15 protein-coding genes are annotated in these 15,313 nt (G+C 38.3%); 9 read left to right on the top strand and 6 right to left on the bottom strand.

The annotated features are described in order from the left end of the window. Positions 1–11 precede the first annotated feature (11 nt). Both BLS33_RS09220 and BLS33_RS09215 read right to left on the bottom strand, forming a co-directional pair. On the bottom strand, positions 12–986 hold the full coding sequence (locus tag BLS33_RS09220; protein WP_089887753.1) for a glycosyltransferase family 2 protein: 975 nt from the start codon (positions 984–986) through the stop codon (positions 12–14). A 123-nt stretch (positions 987–1,109) separates the two neighbouring features. Continuing rightward, complete coding sequence (locus tag BLS33_RS09215; RefSeq protein ID WP_089887750.1) at positions 1,110–1,631, bottom strand: DUF4199 domain-containing protein; 522 nt, start codon at positions 1,629–1,631, stop codon at positions 1,110–1,112. A gap of 184 nt (positions 1,632–1,815) precedes the next feature. Between BLS33_RS09215 and BLS33_RS09210 the strand changes: the two genes are divergently transcribed. The 3 genes from BLS33_RS09210 to mtaB all read left to right on the top strand — a co-directional run bounded on the left by BLS33_RS09210 (position 1,816) and on the right by mtaB (position 4,741). Next, positions 1,816–2,127 carry a type B 50S ribosomal protein L31 gene (locus BLS33_RS09210; protein WP_089888175.1) on the top strand — a complete coding sequence of 104 codons (312 nt, stop codon included), beginning with the start codon at positions 1,816–1,818 and terminating at the stop codon, positions 2,125–2,127. An 84-nt stretch (positions 2,128–2,211) separates the two neighbouring features. Next, positions 2,212–3,387 carry a GlmU family protein gene (locus tag BLS33_RS09205; RefSeq protein ID WP_089887747.1) on the top strand — a complete coding sequence of 392 codons (1,176 nt, stop codon included), beginning with the start codon at positions 2,212–2,214 and terminating at the stop codon, positions 3,385–3,387. Positions 3,388–3,412: 25 nt separating this feature from the next. After that, complete coding sequence (gene mtaB, locus BLS33_RS09200) at positions 3,413–4,741, top strand: tRNA (N(6)-L-threonylcarbamoyladenosine(37)-C(2))-methylthiotransferase MtaB (RefSeq protein ID WP_089888172.1); 1,329 nt, start codon at positions 3,413–3,415, stop codon at positions 4,739–4,741. A 139-nt stretch (positions 4,742–4,880) separates the two neighbouring features. Here the strand turns inward: mtaB and BLS33_RS09195 are convergent, their stop codons facing one another. Next, on the bottom strand, positions 4,881–5,174 hold the full coding sequence (locus tag BLS33_RS09195; RefSeq protein ID WP_089887745.1) for a GNAT family N-acetyltransferase: 294 nt from the start codon (positions 5,172–5,174) through the stop codon (positions 4,881–4,883). A gap of 171 nt (positions 5,175–5,345) precedes the next feature. On the opposite strand from BLS33_RS09195, the gene BLS33_RS09190 reads away from it, so the two are divergent. From BLS33_RS09190 to cls, 3 genes are read left to right on the top strand one after another with little or no spacing between them, the layout of a single operon-like run. Next, positions 5,346–6,011: an alpha/beta hydrolase gene (locus tag BLS33_RS09190; protein ID WP_089887743.1), complete on the top strand. Its 666-nt coding sequence runs from the start codon at positions 5,346–5,348 to the stop codon at positions 6,009–6,011. A 60-nt stretch (positions 6,012–6,071) separates the two neighbouring features. After that, a complete protein-coding gene (locus BLS33_RS09185; RefSeq protein WP_089887741.1) occupies positions 6,072–7,034 on the top strand; it encodes a lytic transglycosylase domain-containing protein in 963 nt (320 codons plus the stop codon). Further along, complete coding sequence (cls, locus tag BLS33_RS09180; protein WP_089887739.1) at positions 7,034–8,497, top strand: cardiolipin synthase; 1,464 nt, start codon at positions 7,034–7,036, stop codon at positions 8,495–8,497. Before BLS33_RS09185 ends, cls begins: the two co-directional genes overlap by 1 nt. Before the next feature lie 55 nt (positions 8,498–8,552). On the opposite strand, the gene BLS33_RS09175 is transcribed toward cls, so the two are convergent. Both BLS33_RS09175 and BLS33_RS09170 read right to left on the bottom strand, forming a co-directional pair. Further along, positions 8,553–9,068, bottom strand: coding sequence for a tetratricopeptide repeat protein (locus BLS33_RS09175; RefSeq protein ID WP_089887736.1), 516 nt, complete (start codon positions 9,066–9,068; stop codon positions 8,553–8,555). Positions 9,069–9,073: 5 nt separating this feature from the next. After that, a complete protein-coding gene (locus tag BLS33_RS09170) occupies positions 9,074–9,955 on the bottom strand; it encodes a DUF6263 family protein (protein WP_089887734.1) in 882 nt (293 codons plus the stop codon). Positions 9,956–10,241: 286 nt separating this feature from the next. Here BLS33_RS09170 and rpmH point away from each other — a divergent pair, with 286 nt between their 5' ends. Together rpmH and carB are read left to right on the top strand one after the other, a co-directional pair. Next, entirely contained in the window at positions 10,242–10,400 is a 159-nt protein-coding gene (gene rpmH / locus BLS33_RS09165) for a 50S ribosomal protein L34 (protein WP_089887732.1), read from the top strand. Positions 10,401–10,544: 144 nt separating this feature from the next. Continuing rightward, the gene (gene carB, locus BLS33_RS09160) at positions 10,545–13,397 is read left to right on the top strand and encodes a carbamoyl-phosphate synthase large subunit (RefSeq protein ID WP_089887730.1); all 2,853 of its coding nucleotides are present in this window, start codon (positions 10,545–10,547) and stop codon (positions 13,395–13,397) included. Positions 13,398–13,480: 83 nt separating this feature from the next. Here the strand turns inward: carB and BLS33_RS09155 are convergent, their stop codons facing one another. Next, a complete protein-coding gene (locus tag BLS33_RS09155) occupies positions 13,481–14,434 on the bottom strand; it encodes a helix-turn-helix domain-containing protein (protein WP_143017595.1) in 954 nt (317 codons plus the stop codon). A gap of 156 nt (positions 14,435–14,590) precedes the next feature. On the opposite strand from BLS33_RS09155, the gene BLS33_RS09150 reads away from it, so the two are divergent. Next, positions 14,591–15,286: a DUF975 family protein gene (locus BLS33_RS09150; RefSeq protein ID WP_089887726.1), complete on the top strand. Its 696-nt coding sequence runs from the start codon at positions 14,591–14,593 to the stop codon at positions 15,284–15,286. Positions 15,287–15,313: the final 27 nt, after the last annotated feature.

The following is a 15,313-nucleotide window of genomic DNA, read 5'->3' as shown; positions in this document are numbered from 1 at the left end:
AAAATTTAAATTTATGAAGAATATTGTTTTTCTTTTGGTTCTAGATTCATTTCTTCGGATATAATATAACGTGATTCGTTTTTTCGCGAACGTACCAATATTTCTCCTAAAAAACCCGATAAAAACAATTGGGTACCTATAATCATAGCGGTGAGAGCGATAAAAAACTGTGGCCGTTCTGTTATGAGTCTACCCGTAGGGTTAATAAAAAGCTTGTCAATGCCCAAATATACTGCAAATCCAAGACCGATAATAAACATAAGTACTCCCAATGCCCCGAACAAGTGCATGGGGCGTTTCCCAAACTTGGAAACGAACCAAATCGTGATTAAATCTAAAAATCCGTTGATAAATCGTTCCATTCCGAATTTGGTTTTACCGTGTTTTCTGGCCTGATGTTGAACGATTTTCTCCCCAATATTGGAGAATCCTGCATTTTTTGCCAAAACGGGGATATAGCGATGCATCTCGCCTGAAACCTCGATATTCTTAATTACGTCGTGGTTAAAGGCTTTCAACCCACAATTGAAATCATGTAGTCTTACCCCGGAAGTTTTTCGTGCGGCCCAATTGAAAAGTTTCGATGGCATATTTTTAGAAAGTACCGAATCGTAACGCTTTTTCTTCCAGCCGGAAATTAAGTCGAAACCGTCGGTCGTTATCATTTTGTACAATTCCGGAATCTCTTCGGGATTGTCTTGTAAATCGGCATCCATGGTAATGATAACATCTCCTTGAGCCGACTTGAAACCAGCATGTAGGGCTTGTGATTTTCCGAAATTTCGTTGAAATCGAATGCCTTTTACATTGGGGTCTAGTTCTGCAAGTCTCGAGATAAGTTGCCACGAGCCATCAGTACTGCCATCATCGATAAATAGAATTTCATATGAAAATTGATTGGACCGCATTACGTTTGCGATCCAATCGTATAATTCTTGTAAAGATTCTTCTTCGTTAAGTAATGGAATTACTATTGATAGTTGCATGAAATACTTCTGAAATGAGCACTACATTCGGCAGGGCCAAATGACCTAATGTTCGTCAATCACATTTTCTCCTCAAAATCAAATATAAGGAATGGGGTTAAAATCTGTTCAAAAGTACGCATATTAATAATCAGGTTTCTGTTTTTTGGCGATAAGGCCAGTGATTAATCCGATTACCAATCCTATAATAATCTGCATCAATAGCATTATTGGGTAAGTGATCCAAGCAAAGTCTTTTTGCATGGCAATGCCTTTATCCATTTGTTCTTCAGTAAGTTTCGGGTTGTCGGCCATGGCCTTTTGTTTGCCGATTTCGTACACTTTGTCCATATAATCGGGTTCGATGACATTTGAGAGCAAAAAGAAATAAATGAGTCCGATAATACCTGCAACTAGAGCGATACCTGCTCCTAGCTTAAGTGCTTCCGAAATTTTGAGATAACCTTCGTTCGCTTTTTTGAATTGTACGATACCCAGTGCGATTGCAGCGACGGCCAAAGCGATGTTCACACCTTGTATGGCCAAACTCTGTTCGTAATGCATATCCATGGAAAGGAGCATTACTGAAAATAAGACATATGCCCCTCCTAGCAGTAGGCCAAAGTTTAAGGCGTATTTTCCTGTTTTTGGTTGAATTTCTTCCATCTTTAAACTTGTTTTTAGGTTGTTACTATTAGTTAGTTGGTTTCAAAGTTAGTTTGTTACATTTGAATGCTATAAGTTTTTCATTTTCTTTTTATGATTTTAGATTGCCGTTTAAATAAAAATAATTAAATTTGCAGCCTTAAAATGAGTGCCTGTCGGAATGGGTGCGTTAAATTTTGTTACAATGAAAAAAGGGATTCACCCAGAAAATTATAGACTGGTAGCATTTAAGGATATGTCTAACGACGAAGTATTCCTTACCAAGTCAACAGCGAATACCAAAGAGACTTTAGAGGTCGATGGTGTTGAATATCCATTGGTAAAATTGGAAATTTCGAGAACTTCACATCCTTTCTATACTGGAAAGGCCAAATTCTTGGATACTGCCGGTCGTATCGATAAGTTTAAGAACAAGTATCAAAAATTCAAGAAGCCTGCCCCTGCTGCAAAAAAGGAAGAAGAAAAGGCTCAGGATACAGAAGCAAAGGGAGAGTAAGATTTCCTCTTAAAATATTAAATTGCGCCTCCGATGACCTCGGGGGCGTTATTTTTTTAATTTTGTTCCAAATCTGACTACAAGATGAACTACATCCTTTTTGACGGAAAGGTTAGAAACAATCTTTTACCCTTTACCTTTACAAGGCCTGTTGCCGATATCAGAGTGGGAATTTTGACTATTCGCGAAAAATGGGAGAAGCATTTAGGTGTCAAAACTTCCACATTTACCGAAGCGTATCTTTCCGAAAAATATCCATTGATATTGGAAGATTCGAACATATTCATCAACCCTTCATTCTTACCAACGGCCAAAGCAGTTGAACTTATCCAAAATCTACGCGAAGGTCAAGTCGCTTATTGTAGCAAAGAAGTGTTGGCTTTTTCCGCCAAGAGTGTACCGAAAGATTTTGATTTCTCAGCATTCGAAGAACTTGAATTTGAAGACGATCTAATTCGGATTGTAAATACTTGGGATATCTTTTCCAAAAATGAAGAAGCTTTAAAGGCTGATTTTGAGTTTGTAACGAGAGGACGGAAGAGCGCCCCTATTTCAGCGACCAATACGCTCATTAATCCTGATATAATATTTGCTGAGGAAGGTGCAACTGTTGAGTACAGTATTCTCAATGCTACCGATGGTCCTATTTACTTGGGAAAGGATTCTGAAGTTTGGGAGGGCAACTTAATTCGCGGCAATTTTGCACTTTGTAATAATGCGGTGGTAAAAATGGGCGCTAAAATATACGGAGCTACGACCATTGGTCCCCATAGTAAAGTTTGCGGAGAAATAAGTAACGCCGTTATTTTCGGATATTCGAGCAAAGGGCACGAAGGTTATTTAGGTAATGCCGTATTAGGGGAGTGGTGTAATATTGGTGCCGATTCAAATAATTCAAATCTAAAGAACAATTACGCCAAAGTACGTTTATGGAATTATGCTACCGAAAGCTTTGAGCAAACGGGGTTGCAGTTTTGTGGACTTATGATGGGGGATCATAGTAAAAGTGCTATTAATACCATGTTCAATACTGGCACGGTCATAGGCGTAAACTGTAATATTTATGTACCCGGTTTTCCTCGAAATTTTGTGCCTAGTTTTAGTTGGGGAGGAGCTTCGGGATTTTCGGCATATGCTCCTTCCAAAGCTTTTGAGGCTGCCAAGGTGATGATGGCCCGCAGAGGGGTCGAATTTGATGATAAGGAAGCCCGTATTTTAGAACATGTATACGAGTTTACTAAAAAGTGGCGTAATTACTAAAAGGCAATAACCGGTGAAACAGCAAATAAAGAAAAAAGTAGCGTTCTACACATTAGGTTGTAAACTCAACTTCTCGGAAACTTCTACCATAGCACGAAGTTTTGTGGAAGAGGGTTTCGAGCGTGTCGATTTTTCTGAACCGGCCGATATGTATGTAATCAATACCTGTTCGGTTACAGAGAACGCCGATAAGCGTTTTAAGACCATCGTAAAGCAGGCCCAAAAGAAAAATGCCGATGCTTTTGTTGCGGCTATTGGGTGCTATGCCCAATTAAAGCCAGAAGACTTGGCGGCAGTCGATGGCGTTGACCTCGTACTCGGTGCTACCGAGAAATTTAAGATTACCGACTATATCAATGATTTGACCAAAAACGATTTTGGTGAAATACATTCTTGTGAAATAGTGGAAGCTGATTTTTATGTGGGAAGCTACGCCATCGGAGATCGAACACGAGCTTTTCTAAAAGTACAAGATGGTTGTGATTATAAATGTACGTACTGTACCATTCCTTTGGCAAGGGGGATTTCCCGTAGTGATACCCTTCAAAACGTCTTAAATAATGCCGCTGAAATATCGGCAAAAGGTATCAAGGAAATTGTCTTGACAGGCGTGAATATCGGTGATTATGGTAAAGGGGAGTTTGGAAATAAAAAACATGAACATACCTTCTTAGACCTGGTTCGGGCTTTAGATAAGGTAAAAGGCATTCATAGACTTAGAATATCATCTATTGAACCCAACCTATTAAGAAACGAGACCATTGATTTTGTGGCACAAAGTAATTCTTTCGTGCCCCATTTTCACATTCCGCTACAAAGTGGTAGCGATGAGATTTTGAAGTTGATGCGCAGACGTTACTTGACACATCTCTATATTGACAGGGTGAATAAGATAAAAGAGGTAATGCCAAATGCGTGCATCGGAGTTGATGTTATCGTCGGCTTCCCAGGGGAAACCGAAGATCATTTCTTGAAAACCTATCATTTTCTTAACGAGCTCGATATTTCCTATCTTCATGTATTTACCTATTCTGAACGTGATAATACTACAGCGGCCAGTATGGACGGCGTTGTTCCGAAAAATGTGAGAAATAAGCGCAGTAGAATGCTGAGAGGTTTGTCGGTAAAAAAGCGCAGAGCTTTTTATGAAAGTCAAATTGGTACCACGAGAACCGCTCTCTTTGAAGGTGAAAACAAAGAAGGGTATATTCATGGATTTACCGAGAACTACGTAAAGGTAAAAGCGCCTTGGAATCCGAAATTGACAAATACCTTACATGAAATTATACTTACCGAAATTGATGAAGATGGCGTTGTGCGTTTCGATTTTGTTAAAATGGATGTTGAGGTGTAAAGTTTTATTCCCACGTGTTGCAATAGAAAAAATAACGAAACAATGGTTTTTGTAACGTTATAACTTTTAGGCAATCAAAATATATTTCGAAGAAAGAAAGCAAAAAAAACCCTAACATTTGTTAGGGTTTGATTTTTTTTTAGATTCTGATGCCGACGGGAAGCATCTCTTTGTATTGTCTGTTTTTTCTCAAAAATCCCGCGATTTGAGGACTCGTTGGTACTACGCGTAGATTTTGATCTTGAATGTGATGAAGGACCGATTTAATAAAATCCTCCTTAAACCCATCTTGAGTAATTTCTTCCGGAACAACCAATTTTGTCAAAAAAACTTTGCGTTCTTGAGAAGAATATTCAATCTTAGCAAGGTGTCCGTCAACCCTTGTTTCAAATTGGCGCAGAAAACTGTTGTCGTTAATTTCAACTTCATTCATATTTGTTTGATTTTAATATTGGCTTTAAACAAAAAAATTACGATGTTCTCAATCGCAATTTTATGATACTTTTATAGAAAGAATAGTAATTGTATACATTATCCGCAAGCTAGTTGACAAAAGTAGTGAAAAAAAAGGATATTTCCCAATAAAATACAAATAGCGGCCATTATGACCAATGATAGAGTACATGTATATTTTATGCCGGGAATGGCTGCCAATTCATCGATTTTTAAAAACATTAAATTACCAGAGGAAAAGTTCGAAATGCACTTTCTTGAATGGTCAATTCCTAGAAAGAATATGACCTTGGCAGAGTATGCCTTAGAAATGAACAAAAATGTTGTTCACAAAAACCCAGTGCTCATAGGTGTTTCATTCGGGGGGATGTTGGTGCAAGAAATGGCCAAACACATCGCAGTGAAAAAATTGATTGTTATATCAAGTGTCAAGTTCGAATCGGAGTTGCCAAAACGCATGATTTTTGCAAAGTATACAAACATTCATAAGTTGCTACCTACTGGTTTGGTGAACAATATGGAACTTTTGGCGAAATATGCTTTTGGCGAAACGGTGAACAAACGTTTAAAGTTATACGAAGAATACTTATCGGTAAAAGACAAATATTATATTGATTGGTCCATTCACCAAATCGTAAATTGGAAACAGTCGGAAAAGCCCTTAAAACAACTTGTTCATATTCATGGAGAAAAGGATCCCGTTTTTCCTATGGCCAATATAAAAGATTGTATTTCGGTAAAAAATGGTACGCATACAATGATTATTAATCGGGCAAAATGGTTTAATGAAAACCTTCCCACAATTATTTTGCAATAAGACAGTTATTCAAGTGAAGTGTTTCTTCACTATCTTTGAATTGTAAATAAATCTACAGACATGAAATTTTTAAAGAATATTCTGATGCTTTTAGGTGTCGTTTTGGTTACAAGTACATTAATTTTCGCTGTACAGGGCAGTGCAGACAGTAGCCAAATTGATATTAAGAATGAGGTTGTCGAAAATGACGGAGATAAAAATGTAGCGGAGGGATACCGAATTTCGGCAATAGAAATTCCAGAAAATTTAAATTTTGCTGGTGAAGTGGTTCCACAAGACGACCCTGAGATTATGGAGCGAATCGATAGAGAGTTTCTTGTCAATACCTATTGGCAATCGAATGCGGTGCTATTGATTAAGAGAGCGAACAAATATTTTCCAATAATAGAGCCGATTCTGGCAAAAAATGGGGTTCCCGATGACTTTAAGTATTTGGCTGTAGCTGAAAGTGGACTTCAAAATGTAGTGTCTCATGCCGGAGCAGCCGGGTTTTGGCAAATCATGAAAGGAACTGGAAAAGAGTATGGCCTTGAAGTAAATAGTAATGTAGATGAGCGATACCACTTAGAGAAATCTACTGAAGTTGCCTGCAGATATTTGAATAAATGGAAAGAAAAATATGGCAGTTGGACCTTGGCCGCCGCATCTTATAATGCCGGTCCTGGTGCAATCAACAAATACTTGGGAATACAGCAGGTGGAAGGGTATTACGATCTATTATTGGGGCAAGAGACCGGTAGATATGTTTTTAGGATAATGGCCATTAAAGAAATTTTATCCAATCCTGAAAAATACGGATTCGATATCGGTAAAGAAGATATGTATACCGCCGTTCCCACATTTAAAGTTGAAATCGACGAACCGGTATTTAGTTTTGCAGATTTTGCCCAGAAGTATGAAATCAACTACAAAATTCTTAAAAGGCACAATCCTTGGTTGCGTGAACCTCACTTGAACAATGGTTCAAAGAAGAAATACACAATCGAAATACCTAACAAGGGTTATTATAGAATCGGCACGTAATGTGGGGGTTTGTTGAACAGAACATATGGTTGTTTCTGATAGGAATCAATTATATTCTGGTCATCTTTTTTTCCGCACTAATTCTTTTAAAGAATAAGAACCCGGTAAAAACACTTTCTTTCCTTTTTGCCTTGGCGGTGCTACCGTTTTTAGGTATGCTTGTCTATTATTTCTTCGGTCAAGATTACAGGAAGTCAAAAATATTCGAAAAGAAATATATTTTAGACAACGACAAAATCAGAACTTGGCGCAAAAACTTCCGTTTAGACCAAAAAGAAAGAGATGATTTTGCTGAAGAATTCGGAGAAGGCATTTTTAAAATCTATAAGTTGTTGAAAAACAATGAAAAAGCCGTAATCACCTTCGATAATAGCGCTGAGATTTTAGTCAACGGAGAACAGAAATTCGAACGATTGAGAGTCGATTTGAAAGCGGCTAAAAATCATATTCATTTAGAGTATTTTGTGCTTTTTGACGATGAGTTGGGTACTGAAATTATTGATATTCTATGTGAAAAAGCCAAAGAGGGAGTTGTTGTTCGGTTGGTCTATGATGATGTAGGAAGCGATATATCTTCTAAGAACAAAAAGAAACTAACTGCCAGCGGTGTAAATCACTTTCCTTTTATGCCTGTTCTTTTTTCCAATTCTACCAGTAAATTGAATTATAGGGATCATCGAAAGATTGTGGTCATTGATGGGGCCATTGGTTATGTCGGTGGTATAAATTTGGATAAAAAATACGACAACACCTTTAAAAACGAACGTTTTTGGAGAGATACCCATTTGCGTTTAGAAGGAGGCGCTGTTGGCTCTTTACAATCTTCTTTTCTTTTAAGTTGGAATTTTGCCTCGAATGACGAGATGAAAATTGAGGAAAAACTTTTTCCTAAAACACCACCTGAAAATGAGCGCCCTGTTGCGGTACAGATGGCTGCCAGCGGTCCTGACACCGATTGGGCCAATATAATGGAGGCCATGTTCTGCGCCATTAATTCGGCTCGGGAGCGGGTTTATATCACCACGCCCTACTTTATGCCAAACGATGCCATATTAACGGCTTTGACCACGTCTGCGCGCAGTGGGGTAGATGTACGTGTAATCATTCCTTATGAATCCGATTCATGGGCCGCCCAGTACGCCTCTGATTCTTACATAGAGCAATGTCTTGAGTCGGGAATACGAATTTATCGATATACGAAAGGGTTTGTTCATGCCAAAACAATGGTTATCGATGATATGCTTAGTATTATTGGTACCGCAAATCTCGATTATCGCAGTTTTGCCCTTAATTTTGAAATAAATGCATTGCTCTACGATGCAGACATCAATCAACAGATGGAAGCGATTTTTCAATCTGATTTGACCGAATGCGATTTGGTTGATTTAGAAAGGTGGAAGGAACGTGGTCTAAAACGTAAGCTTGTGGAGTCGTTTAGTAGACTTTGGGCGCCCTTATTGTAATAATGAGTATATCTATATTCAAAAAACGAAAGCAGCGGGCTTTGGGCCTCATGCTTTAGATTTTTTTCATTTGTTGCTGCATCATTTTGATTTGCTCGGTAAGCATATTGTTCTTATCCAATTTTTTTGCCTCATTTAAAAGGGTCGTCGCCTCGCGTTTACGTCGTTTCTGCATTGCGATACCGGCAAGGCTTAATTTGGCCATGGCTACGTCATAATCCATCGTCAAACCTAGCTTTAGGGCCCTTTTGAAGTACTTTTCAGCTTGGGTAAGATTTTTTTGAGAGTGTATGATGCCGTGAAGGTAATTGAAGTACCCTTGCTGTTTTTTGACCAAAGCAGCTTCAGGATTCTTTATTTTATCGAGCCATTTTTGTGTACCTTCCAAATCTTGCTTTCGCATTCTAAGAAAGGCTAGTAAAATCATCTCGTTTCTAAAATAAAGGAAAATAAAAATAAGGGAGAGCAATATTAAAAATATTCCATTACCAATATTTCCCTCGACAAATTGGTATCCCGAATAAGCTAGAATAAGTCCGGCTATGATTAGCTTGAAAATTTTATTGAACATAATTGTTAGTTTATTAATTCGTAGGTGATTGTTGATTTTATATGTGTGGGTATTTCTTGGTCTCCCATTTGTACAATGGTCGATGTGCCTTCCGATTCACCTTCCACTTTCATTTTTTGAATAAAACCGGAAGTCTTGTCCGCTGTGATTTCAGTCTCTTGTTTTCCGGTAAGCTTCATCGTAGTTGTTGGTTCTTTGATATCCATAGTGATTTCGGCCTTCCCTGATATGCTTGCAGTCGAGTCGGTAAGCGATTTTAACGTCCAACTATTTTTCGCACTCAATTTTCCCAAATATTCATTCTCCCAGGTATCGCCTACTTTTATTTTTTTTGAGGGATAAATATAGGTAAGCTGCTTGTAGCTATTGGAAAGAGCTTCAGAACCAAATTCCTTTTCAAGCGATTTTTTCATCATATTCAGCGAAAATGCATCGGTAAGCCCAGAAGCATTGGCCATTTTTAGAACGAGACTATCGCCACCACGAACCTCCAGTATATCGCCTGTTTTAGAGAGCGTCATTTGAACGGGATTGTCGAGAAGGGTATTAAAAATTTGTGACTGCACATCCTCGGCAGTAACCTCTTTTGCGTTCACATTCATTAACTCCCCTTGTATGCTGGAATTGATTTTTAGGTTTAGGTCTTTGAAGATGAGCTCCATGTTGTAATTGTCTTCCTCTTGATTTAGTACCTTTAACTGTAAAACTCCATTAATGGTATTGGTCAATTCATGGGTCGCGCCGTCTAAATTTTGTGTGATAATCTGTTGGGCATTTTGTTTTATGGTAAAAATATCACCTTTATTTAGCTTGTATTCCAACGTCAATTGGCCAAAAACAGCGTAGTTTAAGGTAATCATGACGAAAAGTGTCAAAGCTTGCTTCATGTACTTGTAGTGGTTTTTAATATGTTTTTACCCGTCGTTCTTCTTGACAAGTGCTTTAGGTTTTGATAGTTAGAACAATCATTTACGCGCATGTATCAATTAATTTAGTGAGAAAATCTACCCGCTAATTCTGACTCGATTGTACTTCGGCGGCAAAAGTAATAAAAACAATCTAGAACATTTTTTTGATTAGGTTTGTCAAAGCAAAAACTCTTCGTATATTTGCGCCCAGATTTTGTAAAAATCAGACTAATTTTTAATTTAAGCACCTTAAAGGTTTTCAAGGATGAAAAGGACATATCAGCCATCAAAAAGAAAGAGGAAGAATAAACATGGTTTTAGAGAACGCATGGCAACCGTCAATGGCAGAAAAGTGCTATCAAGAAGAAGGGCAAAAGGAAGAAAGAAATTATCTGTATCTTCAGAGCCGAGACATAAGAAATAATGATTAGATCATTCAAAATAACGGTGTTACTTTTTCGGAAGTAACACCTTTTTTTTGCTCGTTTCTGAGTGCCGCTGGCCAAATTGATGTTGGTATGCCGGCTTAACAAGTTTAAAATCAATACCATAATATAGTACGTAAAGAATGCCAAAAAGAAAAGATTTAAAGTCCATTTTGATTATAGGTTCAGGTCCAATTGTTATAGGTCAGGCCTGTGAATTCGATTATTCAGGTTCTCAAGCACTTCGTAGTCTACGCGAAGATGGGATCGAAACTGTTTTGATAAATAGTAACCCTGCTACCATCATGACTGATCCTACCATGGCCGATCATGTATACCTAAAACCATTGACTACTAAATCGATTGTAGAGATACTGAAAGAGCATCCACAAATTGATGCGGTATTGCCGACTATGGGCGGACAAACGGCATTGAACCTTTGTATTGAGGCGGATGAAAAGGGTATTTGGAAGGATTTTGATGTAGAAATAATTGGTGTTGATATCGACGCGATCAACATTACCGAAGATCGTGAGAAGTTTCGTGAGCTGATGTTGAAGATAGGCATAGGGATGGCTCCACAGGCTACGGCAACGTCTTTCTTGAAAGGAAAGGAGATTGCGCAGGAATTTGGTTTTCCCTTGGTTATACGTGCTTCATACACCTTAGGAGGTGCTGGCGCCTCCATCGTTTATAAACCGGAAGATTTTGATGAATTGTTGAGCCGTGGTCTTGAAATATCACCTATTCACGAGGTGATGATCGACAAAGCGCTAATGGGGTGGAAAGAATATGAGTTGGAACTCTTACGCGATAAGAACGACAACGTGGTTATTATCTGTACCATTGAAAATATGGATCCGATGGGTATACATACCGGAGATTCCATTACAGTTGCTCCCGCGATGACCTTATCCGATAGAACCTATCAGAAGATGCGGGATATGGCTATTCATATGATGCGGAGTATTGGTGATTTTGCAGGGGGATGTAATGTGCAGTTTGCAGTGAGTCCTGATGAAAAGGAAGACATTATTGCGATCGAAATCAATCCAAGGGTTTCAAGATCCTCTGCATTGGCTTCCAAAGCCACAGGATATCCTATTGCTAAAATAGCCTCAAAATTGGCCATCGGATATCATTTGGATGAATTGGATAATCAAATTACCAAATCGACATCTGCTTTATTTGAGCCGACTTTAGATTATGTAATCGTGAAAATTCCACGCTGGAACTTTGATAAATTTGAAGGCTCAGACCGTACTTTAGGACTTCAAATGAAGTCTGTAGGTGAAGTGATGGGTATTGGCCGTTCTTTTCAGGAAGCATTGCATAAAGCAACACAATCTTTGGAAATCAAAAGAAACGGACTGGGTGCCGATGGAAAAGGTTATACGGACTATGACCAGATTATCAGTAAATTGACCATTCCGAGTTGGGACAGGGTCTTTGTTATTTATGACGCCATACAGATGGGAATTCCGCTTAGCAGAATTCATGATATTACCAAAATTGATATGTGGTTCTTGAAACAATACGAAGAATTATACCACCTTGAAAAGGAAATTTCAACCTATACCATAGCGTCACTTTCAAAAGAATTGATGTTGGAGGCCAAACAAAAAGGTTTTGCCGATCGACAGATTGCCCACATGCTTGATTGTTGGGAGAGTGAGGTTTACAACAAACGGGTCGAGATGAATATCAACCGTGTTTATAAGCTTGTAGATACTTGCGCCGCCGAGTTTAAGGCCATGACTCCTTATTACTATTCAACTTTTGAAGCTGAAATTGAAACAGCCGATGGCGAGCGCTATGTTGAAAATGATAGCATTGTCACCGATAAGAAAAAGATTGTCGTTCTGGGATCTGGACCCAATAGAATAGGGCAGGGGATAGAGTTTGATTACTGTTGTGTACATGGTGTTTTAGCGGCTGCCGAATGCGGTTACGAGACCATAATGATAAATTGTAACCCCGAAACGGTTTCCACCGATTTTGATACGGCCGATAAACTCTATTTTGAACCCGTTTTTTGGGAACATATCTACGATATCATACGGCATGAGAAGCCCGAGGGGGTAATTGTTCAGTTAGGCGGACAAACAGCCTTAAAACTCGCCGAGAAGCTTGACAAGTATGGCATAAAAATCATAGGGACAAGTTTTCAATCTCTTGATTTGGCCGAAGATAGAGGTAGTTTTTCTGAATTGTTGAAAGAGAATAACATTCCTTTTCCTGAATTTGGAGTTGCAGAAACTGCCGACGAAGCCTTAGCCCTTGCTGATAAATTAGATTTTCCGTTGTTAGTAAGACCATCCTATGTTTTAGGAGGGCAAGGTATGAAGATCGTTATCAATAAAGAAGAACTGGAAGAACACGTAGTCGATTTACTCCGCAAGATTCCAAATAACAAATTACTTTTAGATCATTATTTAGATGGTGCCATTGAAGCGGAGGCCGATGCTATTTGTGATGGGGAAGATGTCTATATTATCGGTATTATGGAGCATATAGAGCCTTGTGGTATTCACTCAGGGGATTCCAATGCCACTTTGCCACCATTTAATCTAGGCGAATTTGTAATGCAGCAGATTAAAGACCATACCAAGAAAATTGCCTTGGCATTGAATACGGTAGGTTTGATCAACATACAGTTTGCGATTAAGGATGATATGGTCTATATCATCGAAGCGAATCCAAGAGCGTCGAGAACGGTACCTTTTATTGCAAAGGCGTATAAAGAACCTTATGTGAATTATGCGACAAAAGTAATGCTGGGCGAGAAAAAGGTGAAAGACTTTACATTTAAGCCGGAATTGGAAGGTTTTGCCATTAAGCAACCGGTATTCTCTTTTAATAAGTTTCCGAATGTAAACAAAAACTTGGGTCCGGAAATGAAAAGTACCGGAGAGAGTATCTTATTTATTGATAGCTTGAAAGATGATCAGTTTTACGATTTGTATACCCGTAGAAAGATGTATTTGAGCAAATAAAAAGGAGGGCGTTGAATGGCTATTCCCCCATTCAACGCCTTTTCCCATTATTTGAAAAAGATAATTGAATGTACTAGTTTGAATCAGCCATTTATCATCTGTACGAGTTTCAGTCGACTACTAATACCGATTTTCGTATAGATTCGATGCGTGTGATCTTTTACGGTCTGAAGGCTTATAAATAGGGTATCTGCTATTTGTTGGTTTGTTTTTCCCTGGCACATTTGCTCTATAATTTCTTTTTCCCGTTTTGTAATTTGATATTTTTCGAATAACAGAACTTTTTTCTCTTCATTGGGGTATTCCGCGTAAATGGGTATAAATGCGATATCTGCTTTGCGATATAAATACAGTAAGGGAACAAAATTTGAAAGAAAATAGATTAATACCAAAGGAATAAGAATCCACGACCAGGATTCGGTGAACATAAAAAGAAGCACAACTCCTCTTACCAAACTTCCCAGAACTAAAAAGAGCATAAAATTTTTCGCTATTTTATTCTTCGATATGTTTTTCTTTTTTGAATACTGTAAGACTGTTCTAGCGAAAAAGAACATATATGACAACTCTATAACAGTCATTAACCCGATTTCAATATAAACGATTTTTTCGGGGTATGCATTAGTATTGGAATCGAAAAGAAAGTAGAGGCATCCCATCAAAAAGAGCAGCAGTATAAAAACAGTAAGGTGAATGTTAAGTTCTTTTCTTCTCTCCTTGACTTCAACCAAAGAATAGCCCATTTTAATCAGCATTACCCACGAAACAAGAAGGAATGGGGTGCTCAATACGGGTAAGAAATTTAAAATCGTCTCAATTACGCCACTTTCTGAATCAATTAATGGTAGTATCGCATGAATTAATATCTGCACCAAAACACCATAGAAGGCAAAAGCAAAAAATGTAATTAAGTAGTAAAAATAATTTCTATGAAATTTGTCATTGTACGTATTCGTAAACTTGTAACCGATTAATAGGCTTGCCACGGCGATGGCCAGACAGAAAATGAATAGGATAATAAATGTTAGACTGATCAAGTAGCTAGATTTTGTTTTCTAAAAGTATAAAAATGTAGCCCATACAGAGGCCTACCTTAGTAGTGATTTTAAAAATCACTACTAAAGTTGGAATGCTCTTTTGTAATGTCAGACTACATTTACACATAGAAATTTCAGAATTTAAAACCGTAGACGATGGAACGTATAAAAGAACGGAAACCCAATGCAACTCTTTCAGGAAGTTATCGATATGCTTGGCAGCAAATGTGGAAATATTTCCTGTACTTACTTCTTGTCGCAATTATTGTGGGAGTTGCGGAAAGCCCGACATCCATTTTAAAAAATACGGAAGCTGTTGATGCCTCTGCCGGGGTTGTTGTGCTACAGCTTTTTGCGGCTGCGTATATGCTATTGTTTCTACCCGTTGTCAAATATGGTAGCGATTTGCTCGAACTGTGCGCTATCCGAAACGAAAAATTGGATGTCGTTCGAATTTTCGATGGTTTTAAAAAGAACTACCTCAATATTATTCTTGCAAATTTACTCACGTTCGCATTGATCGGTATCGGTTTTGTCTTTCTTATAGTGCCGGGCATTATTATCGCTTGTAGGTTAGTATTTGTTTCCTTTCTGGTCATGGATAAAAATATGGATCCCATAGCTGCTGTAGAGAAAAGCTGGGAAATGACCAAAGGCCACGGCTGGCGCATATTTGGAATGGCGTTGTTCGCAATTCCTGTTTTTATTGCGGGGCTGCTCTTTTTTATTGTGGGGGCCGTCATTTCGGTGATGCTAATCTCTCTGGCTTTTGCAGCCCTCTACCATGCCATCGATTTAGAAACGAACGACGCTTTGGTTGAGAATTCGTCAGCACCGCCCGAAATATCATAGTAAACTTATTGGAAGGTAATTTCTTTT

Source organism: Kriegella aquimaris (assembly GCF_900103215.1).
GTDB classification, from domain to species: Bacteria; Bacteroidota; Bacteroidia; order Flavobacteriales; family Flavobacteriaceae; genus Kriegella; species Kriegella aquimaris.
The sequence above is the reverse complement of the archived record's forward strand: the minus strand, read 5'-3'. Positions and strand labels throughout refer to the sequence as shown.

What these genes read in the sequence shown, in the direction of transcription:
- BLS33_RS09220 (WP_089887753.1), bottom strand. Translation starts at nt 986, where the DNA reads ATGCAACTATCAATAGTAATTCCATTACTTAACGAAGAAGAATCTTTA.
- BLS33_RS09215 (WP_089887750.1), bottom strand. Translation starts at nt 1,631, where the DNA reads ATGGAAGAAATTCAACCAAAAACAGGAAAATACGCCTTAAACTTTGGC.
- BLS33_RS09210 (WP_089888175.1), top strand. Translation starts at nt 1,816, where the DNA reads ATGAAAAAAGGGATTCACCCAGAAAATTATAGACTGGTAGCATTTAAG.
- BLS33_RS09205 (WP_089887747.1), top strand. Translation starts at nt 2,212, where the DNA reads ATGAACTACATCCTTTTTGACGGAAAGGTTAGAAACAATCTTTTACCC.
- BLS33_RS09195 (WP_089887745.1), bottom strand. Translation starts at nt 5,174, where the DNA reads ATGAATGAAGTTGAAATTAACGACAACAGTTTTCTGCGCCAATTTGAA.
- BLS33_RS09190 (WP_089887743.1), top strand. Translation starts at nt 5,346, where the DNA reads ATGACCAATGATAGAGTACATGTATATTTTATGCCGGGAATGGCTGCC.
- BLS33_RS09185 (WP_089887741.1), top strand. Translation starts at nt 6,072, where the DNA reads ATGAAATTTTTAAAGAATATTCTGATGCTTTTAGGTGTCGTTTTGGTT.
- cls (WP_089887739.1), top strand. Translation starts at nt 7,034, where the DNA reads ATGTGGGGGTTTGTTGAACAGAACATATGGTTGTTTCTGATAGGAATC.
- BLS33_RS09175 (WP_089887736.1), bottom strand. Translation starts at nt 9,068, where the DNA reads ATGTTCAATAAAATTTTCAAGCTAATCATAGCCGGACTTATTCTAGCT.
- BLS33_RS09170 (WP_089887734.1), bottom strand. Translation starts at nt 9,955, where the DNA reads ATGAAGCAAGCTTTGACACTTTTCGTCATGATTACCTTAAACTACGCT.
- rpmH (WP_089887732.1), top strand. Translation starts at nt 10,242, where the DNA reads ATGAAAAGGACATATCAGCCATCAAAAAGAAAGAGGAAGAATAAACAT.
- carB (WP_089887730.1), top strand. Translation starts at nt 10,545, where the DNA reads ATGCCAAAAAGAAAAGATTTAAAGTCCATTTTGATTATAGGTTCAGGT.
- BLS33_RS09150 (WP_089887726.1), top strand. Translation starts at nt 14,591, where the DNA reads ATGGAACGTATAAAAGAACGGAAACCCAATGCAACTCTTTCAGGAAGT.